Source organism: Streptococcus mitis (assembly GCF_000722705.1).
GTDB classification, from domain to species: domain Bacteria; phylum Bacillota; class Bacilli; order Lactobacillales; family Streptococcaceae; genus Streptococcus; species Streptococcus mitis_P.
In genome coordinates this window covers 203,043-215,287 of the sequence record NZ_JPFW01000008.1, presented here as the reverse complement: position 1 = coordinate 215,287, position 12,245 = coordinate 203,043, and the positions used below count along the sequence as shown (strand labels likewise).

11 protein-coding genes, 1 tRNA gene and 1 other RNA gene are annotated in these 12,245 nt (G+C 41.5%); 10 read left to right on the top strand and 3 right to left on the bottom strand.

Going from position 1 to position 12,245, the window contains the following annotated elements; genetic code table 11:
* Positions 1–21: 21 nt before the first annotated feature.
* A complete protein-coding gene (rlmB, locus tag SK642_RS06195) occupies positions 22–750 on the bottom strand; it encodes a 23S rRNA (guanosine(2251)-2'-O)-methyltransferase RlmB (RefSeq protein ID WP_033683885.1) in 729 nt (242 codons plus the stop codon).
* A 44-nt stretch (positions 751–794) separates the two neighbouring features.
* A complete protein-coding gene (gene def / locus SK642_RS06190) occupies positions 795–1,406 on the bottom strand; it encodes a peptide deformylase (RefSeq protein ID WP_001272937.1) in 612 nt (203 codons plus the stop codon).
* A 174-nt stretch (positions 1,407–1,580) separates the two neighbouring features.
* On the opposite strand from def, the gene SK642_RS10090 reads away from it, so the two are divergent.
* From SK642_RS10090 to ssrA, 4 genes are all read left to right on the top strand, one after another.
* Positions 1,581–2,906, top strand: coding sequence for a CapA family protein (locus SK642_RS10090; protein WP_080708973.1), 1,326 nt, complete (start codon positions 1,581–1,583; stop codon positions 2,904–2,906).
* Between the two features lie 21 nt (positions 2,907–2,927).
* The gene (locus SK642_RS06175; RefSeq protein WP_033683884.1) at positions 2,928–3,755 is read left to right on the top strand and encodes an HAD family hydrolase; all 828 of its coding nucleotides are present in this window, start codon (positions 2,928–2,930) and stop codon (positions 3,753–3,755) included.
* Position 3,756: 1 nt separating this feature from the next.
* Complete coding sequence (locus SK642_RS06170; protein ID WP_033683882.1) at positions 3,757–4,392, top strand: SGNH/GDSL hydrolase family protein; 636 nt, start codon at positions 3,757–3,759, stop codon at positions 4,390–4,392.
* A gap of 61 nt (positions 4,393–4,453) precedes the next feature.
* Positions 4,454–4,801, top strand: a transfer-messenger RNA (tmRNA) gene (gene ssrA, locus SK642_RS10085).
* A 211-nt stretch (positions 4,802–5,012) separates the two neighbouring features.
* Here ssrA and SK642_RS06165 read toward each other — a convergent pair.
* Positions 5,013–5,100: transfer RNA gene (locus tag SK642_RS06165), tRNA-Ser, on the bottom strand.
* Between the two features lie 162 nt (positions 5,101–5,262).
* On the opposite strand from SK642_RS06165, the gene SK642_RS06160 reads away from it, so the two are divergent.
* The 6 genes from SK642_RS06160 to SK642_RS06140 all read left to right on the top strand — a co-directional run bounded on the left by SK642_RS06160 (position 5,263) and on the right by SK642_RS06140 (position 12,228).
* Complete coding sequence (locus SK642_RS06160; protein WP_033683879.1) at positions 5,263–6,003, top strand: DeoR/GlpR family DNA-binding transcription regulator; 741 nt, start codon at positions 5,263–5,265, stop codon at positions 6,001–6,003.
* Positions 6,000–6,911 (top strand): 1-phosphofructokinase, encoded by a 912-nt coding sequence (gene pfkB / locus SK642_RS06155; protein ID WP_033683877.1) that lies wholly within the window; start codon positions 6,000–6,002, stop codon positions 6,909–6,911. Before SK642_RS06160 ends, pfkB begins: the two co-directional genes overlap by 4 nt.
* The gene (locus SK642_RS06150; RefSeq protein ID WP_033683875.1) at positions 6,908–8,860 is read left to right on the top strand and encodes a PTS fructose transporter subunit IIABC; all 1,953 of its coding nucleotides are present in this window, start codon (positions 6,908–6,910) and stop codon (positions 8,858–8,860) included. The genes pfkB and SK642_RS06150 overlap by 4 nt, the downstream gene beginning before the upstream one ends.
* Before the next feature lie 131 nt (positions 8,861–8,991).
* Positions 8,992–9,534 carry a hypothetical protein gene (locus SK642_RS06145; RefSeq protein ID WP_235230861.1) on the top strand — a complete coding sequence of 181 codons (543 nt, stop codon included), beginning with the start codon at positions 8,992–8,994 and terminating at the stop codon, positions 9,532–9,534.
* A complete protein-coding gene (locus SK642_RS10935; RefSeq protein ID WP_235230860.1) occupies positions 9,531–9,770 on the top strand; it encodes a hypothetical protein in 240 nt (79 codons plus the stop codon). Before SK642_RS06145 ends, SK642_RS10935 begins: the two co-directional genes overlap by 4 nt.
* 154 nt (positions 9,771–9,924) lie before the next feature.
* On the top strand, positions 9,925–12,228 hold the full coding sequence (locus SK642_RS06140; RefSeq protein WP_080708953.1) for a DNA translocase FtsK: 2,304 nt from the start codon (positions 9,925–9,927) through the stop codon (positions 12,226–12,228).
* Positions 12,229–12,245: the final 17 nt, after the last annotated feature.

Sequence of the window (12,245 nt, the reverse complement as noted above, 5' to 3'; positions counted from 1 at the left end):
ATCAGATGACTGGAAACTTTTTTATAGTCTATTTCGGAAAACTTCGTACATGAGAATGGCTGCAGCAACACTGGCATTGAGGCTTTGAACATGTCCATTCATGGGAATGGTAATCATTTCATCGACCTGTTTTTTGATGTTGCTAGAGATACCTTTTCCTTCATTTCCGATGATGAGGGCGATTTTCCCTTTTGTATTCCACTTATGGCAAGGAGTACCGTTCATATCCGTTCCAAAGGTCCAGAAGCCTTCATCCTTGAGTTTGTCTAGAGTTTGACTCAGATTGGTTACTCGGGCAATTGGAACGTGTTCAATAGCACCTGTGGCCGTTTTGGCAACGACAGGAGTAACTCCGACAGCACGGTGCTTGGGAATGATGACACCTGAAACATTGGTCGCATCGGCTGTTCTCAGGATGGAGCCTAGATTATGGGGATCAGTTAGACCATCCAGAATCAATAGCAGTGGATTTTCTTCTTGACGTGTTTTGGCAAGGATGTGATCCAGCTCGGTATAGGCAAATTCGGACACTCGTAGAACAAAACCTTGGTGAACAGCACCTTCAGTTATCTCAGAGAGGGATTTTTTTGAAGTCCAAGAAATGGACACCTTCTTTTCTGTAGCCAGTTCTTTGACTTTCTCAACATTCTTACCTCTGAGATCTTCTTGGAGGTAAAGTTTGTTTCCTGTGTTTGCAAGGAGGGCTTCGGTAACGGCGTGAACGCCATAGACAATATCATTTGTTTTCATGCCTCTATTATAACACAAAACCCCGTCTTGCAACGGGATTTTCTTTATTCAAGAATTAGTAAACCATCTTTAACTTCGAATGGGTCTTTTTCATTGATACGATCGTAAAACATGATTCCGTTAATGTGGTCAATTTCATGCTGAACAACGATGGAGTTGTAGCCTTTGAGTTTGATACGGTGTTTTTCTCCATCTTTGTCAAAGTAGTCAACGGTAACGCGGGCATGGCGAACAACATAGCCAGGTACGTTGCGGTCAACAGACAGACAACCTTCTCCTTCGCCAAGAGCAGCGTCTTGAACAGAGTGAGAGACGATTTTTGGATTGTACATAATGGCTTGTAAGTCGTAGGCTTCCTGAGGAGTTTCGCCTTCTTCAACAATATTAGGCACCAAAACAGCGATAATACGTTTGGAGATATCTAATTGGGGAGCAGCAAGTCCAACCCCACCTCGTAGCCCCATTTTTTCAGCCATGACAGGATCTTGGGAATGTTTAAGGAATTGCATCATCTTTTCTCCGAGAATGATTTCCTGGTCAGATAGGGGGAAAGTGACTTCCTCAGCAACTGCGCGTAGAGTTGGATTCCCCTCGCGAATAATATCTTTCATATCAATTAAGTGAGCAGCTTTTGTAATACGTTCTATAGCAGACATTTTCTCTCCTTTCATTACCTCTACATGATAACACAAAATGACAAGGATTGGAAGCATTACGGTATCGAGCTTTTATAGAAAATGCCTAGTAGGTTCGATTCAATTGTGAAAGAATTACTTATCTGTGATATAATAAAAAGAAAAGGCTTGCATAAGAAAGTAGGGAGAATGAAGATGCAAAGAAGACAAGATCGAAATCAGCGTGGTTCAGCTTTTCGTTTTATGAAGGGCTTGGTAAACTTTTTAAGGAGTTATCGCAAGTGGAGTAATAAGGGATTTGTGGCGATACTCTTGCTAGCAGTTGCTTTATCAATGGGCTTGGTCTTGTTGTTTGAAAGCTTCCAAGGAATCCCTTTAACCAGTCAAAAAAAGGATGCCATTTCTCAAGAAGCTAATAAGACCAATCAAAATACTAAAGATCAGGAAGAGGAAAAAACTGCAAGAATTATGGCCAACGGTGATCTCCTCTATCATATTCCGATTTATCGTTCTGCCTTAAAAGAAGATGGAACCTATGATTTTCATGAAAATTTTGATTATGTGAAGCCATGGCTCAAACAAGCAGATCTAATTATAGGTGATTTTGAAGGTACGGTAAACAAGGACCACTATTTGGCGGGTTATCCTCTCTTTAATGCACCTGGCGAAGTCATGGATGCTATCAAGGATGCCGGTTATCAAGTATTAGACTTGGCGCATAACCATATCCTAGATTCACAAATAGAAGGTGTGGTCTCAACAGCAGATGCTATTGAAAAGGCAGGAATGACACCTATTGGAGTATATACGCATGAGTCACGTGATCAAGCACCTCTGGTTATCAAGGAAGTGAACGGCATTAAGGTGGCACTTTTGGCCTATTCTTATGGATTTAATGGAATTGAGCAAAGTATTTCTCAAGAAGACTATAACCGCTATCTTTCAGACCTAAATGAAGACAAGATGAAGGCTGAAATTGAACGAGCAGAGAAGGAAGCGGATATCACCATTATCATGCCTCAGATGGGGGTGGAGTATCGCTTGGAACCAACTGAAGAACAAAAAGTTCTTTATCACAAGATGATTGATTGGGGAGCGGATATTATCTTTGGAGGGCACCCTCACGTAGTTGAACCATCTGAAACGGTTGAAAAAGATGGAGACAAGAAACTCATCATCTATTCAATGGGGAACTTCATTTCCAATCAACGAATCGAAACTATGCAAGATGAAGAGAATGCTAAGTGGACAGAGCGTGGCGTTCTCATGGATGTGACCATTAAGAAAAAGGCTGGTAAGACGACAATCGAAACTGCTAAAGCACATCCTTCTTGGGTAAACCGTACACCAAAAGGAACCTATTCTCCAGAAGGTTATCCACTCTTCCTTTACCAAACCTATATCTTAGAAGATTTTATCGAGGGTGGAAGTCATCGTGACCAATTAGATGAAGCGACTAAGGAACGAATTGATACAGCCTATAAAGAAATGAACGAACATGTAGGATTGAAGTGGGATTAGCTTGAATCCAGAGGAAAGTAAATGACTATTAAGGTAATTGCGACAGATATGGATGGGACCTTGCTGGATGCTAGAGGTCAGCTTGATCTCCCACGCTTGGAAAAGATTTTAGATCAGTTGGATCAAAGGGGTATTCGTTTTGTCATCGCGACGGGCAATGAAATTCACCGCATGAGGCAACTACTGGGGCACTTGGTGGATCGAGTGGTTCTGGTTGTTGCCAACGGTGCTCGTATTTTTGAAAACAATGAACTGATTCAAGCTCAGACTTGGGATGATGCTATTGTCGACAAGGCTTTGGCTCATTTCAAGGGTCGAGAGTGTCAAAATCAATTTGTTGTAACGGGTATGAAGGGTGGTTTTGTCAAAGAAGGTACGATTTTTACAGAACTTGAAAGTTTTATGACTCCAGAAATGATTGAAAAATTCTATCAACGGATGCAGTTTGTGGATGAATTAACTTCTGACCTCTTTGGTGGTGTGCTCAAGATGAGTATGGTAGTTGGTGAGGAGCGTTTGAGTTCGGTCTTGGAAGAGATTAATGACCTCTTTGATGGTCGTGTTCGGGCTGTCTCGAGTGGCTATGGTTGCATTGATATCCTCCAAGCTGGGATTCATAAAGCATGGGGCTTGGAAGAATTACTCAAGCGTTGGGACTTGACCCCCCAACAAATCATGGCTTTTGGTGACAGTGAAAATGATGTTGAAATGCTTGAAATGGCTGGAATTGCCTATGCGATGGAAAATGCTGATGACAAGGCCAAAGCTGTGGCGACTGCTTTAGCACCAGCTAACAGCCAAGGAGGAGTTTATCAAGTCTTGGAAAACTGGTTAGAAAAAGGAGAATGAAGTGGCAGTACAGCTATTAGAAAATTGGCTCCTAAAGGAACAGGGAAAAATCCAAACCAAGTATCGTCACTTAAATCAGGTTTCTGTTGTAGAACCAGACATTCTCTTTATTGGGGATTCCATTGTTGAGTATTACCCTCTGCAGGAACTATTTGGGAATGCAAAGACGATTGTCAATCGAGGCATTCGAGGTTATCAGACAGGGCTGTTGCTAGAGAACCTTGATGCCCATCTATACGGTGGTGCAGTAGATAAAATTGTCCTTTTGATTGGGACAAATGATATCGGAAAAGATGTGCCTGTGAATGAGGCTCTCAATAACCTCGAGGCTATCATACAATCCATTGCTCGCGATTATCCATTGACTGAGATTAAATTGCTTTCCATTTTGCCAGTCAATGAGGGAGAGGAGTACAAGCAGACGGTTTATATCCGAACGAATGAAAAAATTCGGAACTGGAATCAAGCCTATCAAGAGCTTGCTTCTGCCTATATGCAGGTGGAATTTGTGCCAGTTTTTGATAGTTTGACAGACCAAGCAGGCCAACTAAAAAAAGAATATACAACTGATGGGTTGCATCTCAGTGTTGCTGGTTATCAGGTTTTGACAAAAGCCTTGAAAGACTATCTTTTGTAGTTAGTTGCTTTACTTTTTGCATTTTTGAGTTAGATAAGGTATAATGGTTTTATTGTCTTTTGGGGTCGTTACGGATTCGACAGGCATTATGAGGCATATTTTGCGACTCGTGTGGCGACGTAAACGCTCAGTTAAATATAACTGCAAAAAATAACACTTCTTACGCTCTAGCTGCCTAAAAAACAGCAGGCGTGACCCGATTTGGATTGCTCGTGTTCAATGACAGGTCTTATTATTAGCGAGATACGATCAAGTCTTGTCTAGCGACTTGATAAGAGATTGATAGACTCGCAGTTTCTAGGCTTGAGTTATGTGTCGAGGGACTGTTAAAATAATACATAACCTATGGTTGTAGACAAATATGTTGGCAGGTGTTTGGACGTGGGTTCGACTCCCACCGGCTCCATTATTCCTTTGCATTCTTTCGCATTCCTTGGTAAAACGTTGTTAAATCAACGTTTTTTATTTTTGTCTTTGGTATTCCTTGGCATTCTTTTTCGAAAAAAGGATACAACAAAGGAGTCACAATCAGACCCTAAAACAGACCCTCTTTTTTAAAAAAGGTATACAAAAAAAGGATACAACATTTGTCGCATCCTTAAAATAATTTTTCTTTTCCACGGAAGACATGGGATTCGAACCCACGCACGCTGTTACACGCCTACCGCGTTTCCAACACGGCCTCTTAAGCCTCTTGAGTAATCTTCCAATACTTACTCAAATAGTCTACCACAAAGGCTCTTATCTTGCAATAAAAATTCTAGAAATAAGAAAAAATGATAGATTTTGAAAGAAAATGACAAAAAGTGCTTGACTTTGAAAGAAAGTGTGATAGAATGAATAGTGTAAACGATAACAGGAGGTGATTCGGTGTTAAAAACAGAGCGGAAACAACTGATTTTAGAGGAGTTGAATCGACATCATGTAGTTTCTCTAGAGAAATTAGTTAGTTTGCTAGAAACGTCAGAATCAACGGTTCGAAGAGACTTGGATGAGTTGGAAGCAGAAAACAAGCTTCGTCGTGTGCATGGTGGAGCAGAACTCCCCCACTCCTTACAGGAAGAAGAAACCATTCAAGAAAAATCTGTCAAAAACCTTCAAGAGAAGAAGTTGCTGGCCCAAAAGGCTGCTTCTCTCATCAAGGAACAAGATGTCATCTTTATCGATGCTGGAACAACGACAGCCTTTTTGATTCATGAATTGGTCAATAAGAATGTTACAGTTGTGACCAACTCTATACACCATGCGGCTCAGTTGGTTGAAAAGCAGATTCCGACTGTCATTGTTGGAGGAAGCGTCAAGACAGCGACGGATGCTAGTATCGGGGGCGTTGCTCTTAACCAGATTAACCAATTACACTTTGACCGTGCCTTTATCGGGATGAATGGTGTGGACGATGGCTATTATACGACTCCTGATATGGAGGAGGGAGCTGTTAAGCGTGCTATTTTGGAGAATGCCAAACAGACCTATGTCTTGGTGGATTCATCAAAAATTGGACAAACTTGCTTTGCCAAGGTAGCACCACTTAAACGAGCAATTGTTATCACCAGTCAAGGGCATGAGCTCTTGCAGGCTATTAAGGAAAAAACGGAGGTAATAGAAGTATGATTTATACAGTCACACTCAATCCATCCATTGATTATATCGTTCGTTTGGACCAAGTACAAGTTGGTAGTGTCAATCGTATGGACAGTGATGATAAGTTTGCTGGTGGGAAAGGAATTAATGTCAGTCGTGTTTTGAAACGCTTGGGTATTCCAAATACGGCGACTGGATTTATCGGAGGTTTTACTGGTGAATTTATCACAGATACTCTGGCAGAAGAAGAAATCGAGACACGTTTTGTCCAAGTAGCAGAAGATACTCGTATCAATGTTAAAATCAAAGCGGACCAAGAAACAGAAATCAACGGAACGGGTCCAACTGTTGAACCAGCTCAGCTAGAAGAATTGAAAGCTATTCTTTCAAGTTTAACAGCAGAAGATACAGTTGTCTTTGCAGGTTCAAGTGCTAAAAATCTAGGAAATGTCATCTATAAGGATTTGATTGCCTTGACGCGCCAGACTGGTGCGCAAGTGGTTTGTGACTTTGAAGGACAGACTTTGATTGATAGTTTGGATTATCAGCCACTTTTGGTTAAACCAAACAATCACGAGCTTGGAGCTATCTTTGGAGTGGAACTTGAAAGTTTGGACCAAATTGAGAAATATGCTCGTGAGCTACTAGCTAAAGGTGCTCAAAACGTCATTATCTCTATGGCTGGTGACGGTGCCCTTCTTGTCACATATGAGGGAGCTTACTTCGCTAAACCAATCAAGGGAACAGTCAAAAATTCAGTTGGGGCTGGTGATTCTATGGTCGCTGGATTTACAGGTGAATTTGTCAAATCAAAAGACGCAGTAGAAGCCTTCAAATGGGGAGTAGCTTGTGGAACAGCAACGACATTCTCGGATGACTTGGCAACAGCAGAATTTATTAAAGAAACATATGAAAAAGTTGAGGTAGAAAAACGATGAAAATTCAAGACCTATTGAGAAAAGATGTCATGTTGCTGGATTTGCAGGCAACTGAAAAAACAGCTGTCATCGAAGAGATGATTAAAAGCTTGGTAGATCACGGTTATGTGACGGATTTTGAAACATTTAAAGAAGGTATTTTGGCGCGTGAAGCTCTGACTTCTACAGGTTTGGGTGACGGAATCGCAATGCCTCACAGCAAAAACGCTGCTGTCAAAGAAGCGACTGTTCTCTTTGCTAAGTCAAACAAGGGTGTTGACTACGAGAGCTTAGATGGACAAGCAACAGACCTCTTCTTTATGATTGCGGCTCCAGAAGGTGCCAACGACACTCACTTGGCAGCTTTGGCAGAATTGTCCCAATATTTGATGAAAGACGGTTTTGCTGACAAGCTTCGTCAAGCAACGTCAGCTGACCAAGTTATTGAACTTTTTGACCAAGCTTCAGAAAAAACGGAAGAGTCTGTTCAAGCGCCTGCCAATGAAACTAGTGACTTTATCGTAGCTGTTACAGCTTGTACAACAGGTATTGCCCACACTTACATGGCTCAAGAAGCCCTTCAAAAAGTGGCTGCTGAAATGGGTGTTGGGATTAAGGTTGAAACCAACGGTGCTAGCGGTGTTGGAAATCAACTAACTGCAGAAGATATCCGCAAGGCTAAAGCTGTTATCATTGCAGCAGACAAGGCCGTTGAAATGGATCGTTTCGATGGCAAACCATTGATCAATCGTCCAGTAGCTGACGGGATCCGTAAAACAGAAGAGTTGATTAACTTGGCTCTTTCTGGGGATGCAGAAGTCTACCGTGCTGCTAATGGTGCAAAAGCTGCAACAGCAAGCAATGAAAAACAAAGCCTTGGTGGTGCTTTCTACAAACACTTGATGAGTGGTGTATCTCAAATGCTGCCATTCGTTATCGGTGGAGGTATCATGATTGCCCTAGCCTTCTTGATTGATGGGGCTTTGGGTGTGCCAAATGAAAACCTTGGAAATCTTGGTTCTTACCATGAGCTAGCTTCTATGTTCATGAAAATCGGTGGTGCAGCCTTTGGTTTGATGCTTCCAGTCTTTGCAGGTTACGTTGCCTACTCTATCGCTGAAAAACCAGGTTTGGTAGCAGGTTTCGTGGCTGGTGCTATTGCCAAAGAAGGTTTTGCCTTTGGGAAAATCCCTTATGCCGCAGGTGGTGAAGCAACGTCAACTCTTGCAGGTGTCTCATCTGGTTTCCTAGGTGCCCTTGTGGGTGGATTTATCGCAGGTGCTTTGGTTCTTGCTATCAAGAAATACGTTAAAGTTCCTCGTTCACTTGAAGGTGCTAAATCAATCCTTCTCTTGCCACTTCTTGGAACAATCTTGACTGGATTTGTCATGTTAGCTGTTAACATCCCAATGGCAGCAATCAACACTGCTATGAATGATTTCCTTGGTGGTCTTGGAGGCGGTTCAGCTGTCCTTCTCGGTATCGTCCTTGGTGGAATGATGGCTGTTGACATGGGTGGACCAGTCAACAAAGCTGCTTATGTCTTTGGTACAGGTACGCTTGCAGCGACTGTTTCTTCAGGTGGTTCTGTGGCTATGGCAGCAGTTATGGCTGGAGGAATGGTGCCACCACTTGCAATCTTTGTCGCAACGCTTCTTTTCAAAGATAAATTCACCAAAGAAGAACGCAACTCTGGTTTGACAAACATCATCATGGGCTTGTCATTTATTACCGAGGGAGCGATTCCATTTGGTGCAGCAGACCCAGCTCGTGCGATTCCAAGCTTCATTCTTGGTTCAGCAGTAGCAGGTGGTTTGGTTGGTCTTGCAGGTATCAAACTCATGGCGCCTCACGGAGGAATCTTTGTAATCGCCCTTACTTCAAATGCCCTTCTTTACCTTGCCTCTGTCTTGGTAGGAGCAATCGTCAGTGGTGTGGTCTATGGTTACCTACGCAAACCTCAAGCATAAAAATTAGATAGAAAATAAAAAGATTGGACCGTTTGGTGCAGTCTTTTTTAAAGAATTTGACAAACAAGTTTTTGAATGATATCCTAAAATAAAACTCATAGAAATGAAAAAACATAATGAGAGTATTTTAAATGAATATAATTGAATTTATTATGAATTTAGATTGGAAGAAGATAGTAGAGTCAGTTTTATCAGCTCTATTGGCTTCTGGAATAATCGGTGGTTTTGGTTACTTAATAACGAAAAAAATTATGAGAGACTTACGCATTGCAAAAGAAATGAAATCGTATGGTTTTAAAGGTGTGGTGTCAATGAAAAAGCATTCGACTAGAGAGATTAAAAAGTTATGTAAAAATACTAAAAGATTGGATTTGTTTTTTATATCGGGAATTGGTTTCTTTACGGAAAATAAAGCGGTCTTAGAAAATGCTATGAATAATGGAATGAAAATTCGTTTTTTGTGTTCTCAGACCTATACCTCTTTTTTGTCAGATTTAGAGAAACTTGAGAATAAAGAAGAGTTGCGTAAGCCTGGTACAAATATTAGTACCGAAATTGAAGATGTGACTGAAAAATATAGTAAATATATAGAAAATGGACAAATGGAAATTCGCTATTATTCAACACAATATCGCTTGCCATTTATGTTGGTTTATAAAAAAAGAAAAATATGAAGACGACAAAGGCTTTTTTAAGAGTTACTCTGCCTCCATATAATTGGGAGACCAATTTTGTGTTGATAGGTGAACGTAAAACTACTAAAAAAGATGACTTTTTTAAAACTAATAATGATGAAATAGATTTCATTTCTATGATGGAAAAACATTTCGATTGTGTTTGGGAAGTTGCGGATAGGGAAATAGATAGAAAACAAGAAATAAAAAATACAAATTTCAAAGTAGAATCTTAAAAGTCTAAACATAGAGACTTTGTTTATTAAAATAAAAATATAATAGCAACTATATTAAATATAATCATGATAAAAAAGATTGCACTAAGGACTGGCCACTTATCCAGTCTTTTTCTCTTTCCGAAATGTCTGTCAAATGTGGTATAATAGAAGAATGGCAAACAAGAATACAAGTAAAACAAGACGGAGACCGTCTAAAGCAGAACTCGAAAGAAAAGAAGCGATTCAACGAATGTTGATTTCGTTAGGAATCGCGATTTTATTGATTTTCGCAGCTTTTAAATTAGGGGCTGCAGGTATCACCCTTTACAATTTAATTCGCTTGCTGGTGGGAAGCCTAGCTTATCTGGCAATATTTGGCCTTTTGGTCTATCTCTTCTTTTTCAAGTGGATACGAAAACAGGAAGGACTCCTATCTGGCTTTTTCACTATATTTGCAGGCTTGCTCCTGATCTTTGAGGCCTACTTGGTTTGGAAATATGGCTTGGACAAGTCAGTTCTAAAAGGAACCATGGCTCAGGTTGTGACTGATTTGACTGGTTTTCGAACGACCAGTTTTGCTGGTGGAGGCTTGATTGGTGTTGGCCTCTATATGCCAACTGCCTTTCTCTTTTCAAATATCGGTACTTACTTTATTGGTTCTATCTTGATTTTAGCAGGCGCTCTCCTAGTAAGCACTTGGTCTGTTTACGATATTGCTGAATTTTTCAGTAGAGGCTTTGCTAAATGGAGAGAAGGGCATGAGCGTCGAAAAGAGGAACGCTTTGTCAAACAAGAAGAAAAAGCTCGTCAAAAGGCAGAGGAAGAGGCTAGATTAGAAAAAGAAGCGGCTGAGAAAGCCTTACTCGATTTGCCTCCTGTTGATATGGAAACAGGTGAAATTTTGACAGAGGAAGCTGCTCAGGATCTTCCACCTATGCCTGAAGAAGAGTGGGTGGAACCAGAAATCATCCTGCCTCAACCAGAGCCTGAATTCCTTGACAAAGAAGATGGATCCGATGATGAAGATGTTCAGGTTGATTTTTCAGCCAAGGAGGCTCTTGAATACAAACTTCCAAGTTTACAACTTTTTGCCCCAGATAAACCCAAAGACCAGTCTAAAGAGAAGAAAATTGTCCGAGAGAATATCAAAATCCTAGAAGAAACCTTTGCTAGCTTCGGTATCAAGGTAACGGTTGAACGGGCCGAAATTGGGCCATCAGTGACCAAGTATGAAGTTAAACCAGCAGTAGGAGTACGGGTTAACCGCATTTCTAATTTAGCAGATGACTTAGCACTGGCACTGGCCGCTAAGGATGTTCGGATTGAAGCACCAATTCCTGGGAAATCCCTAGTCGGAATCGAAGTGCCTAACTCCGAGATTGCCACTGTCTCCTTCCGAGAACTATGGGAACAATCTCAAACCAAGCCTGAAAATCTCTTGGAAATTCCTCTAGGAAAGGCGGTTAATGGCACCGCAAGAGCTTTTGACCTTTCTAAAATGCCCCACTTGCTCGTCGCGGGTTCAACAGGTTCTGGGAAGTCAGTCGCAGTTAACGGTATCATTGCCAGCATTCTGATGAAAGCAAGACCAGACCAGGTCAAGTTTATGATGGTCGATCCCAAGATGGTTGAGTTGTCTGTTTACAATGATATTCCTCATCTCTTGATTCCAGTTGTGACCAATCCACGCAAGGCCAGCAAGGCCCTGCAAAAGGTTGTGGATGAAATGGAAAACCGTTATGAACTCTTTGCCAAGGTGGGAGTTCGTAATATTGCAGGTTTTAATGCCAAGGTCGAGGAATTTAATGCTCAATCTGAGTACAAGCAGATTCCACTGCCACTCATTGTTGTGATTGTGGATGAGTTGGCTGACCTCATGATGGTGGCCAGCAAGGAAGTAGAGGATGCCATTATCCGTCTTGGACAGAAGGCGCGTGCTGCTGGTATCCACATGATTCTTGCAACCCAGCGTCCATCCGTTGATGTTATTTCTGGTCTGATTAAGGCCAATGTCCCATCTCGCGTGGCGTTTGCAGTTTCGTCAGGGACAGACTCGCGCACCATCTTAGACGAAAATGGAGCAGAAAAACTGCTTGGCCGAGGGGACATGCTCTTTAAACCGATTGATGAAAATCATCCAGTTCGTCTCCAAGGCTCCTTTATATCGGATGACGATGTCGAACGCATCGTAAACTATATCAAAGCTCAGGCAGATGCAGACTACGATGAGAGTTTTGATCCAGGAGAGGTTTCTGAAAATGAAGGAGAATTTTCAGATGGAGATGCTGGTGGAGATCCGCTTTTTGAAGAAGCCAAAGCTTTGGTCATTGAGACCCAGAAAGCCAGTGCGTCCATGATTCAGCGTCGTTTGTCAGTTGGCTTTAACCGTGCGACCCGTCTCATGGAAGAACTGGAGATGGCAGGTGTCATCGGTCCAGCTGAGGGTACCAAACCAAGAAAAGTATTACAACAATAAAAAATAGCTTCTTTCCA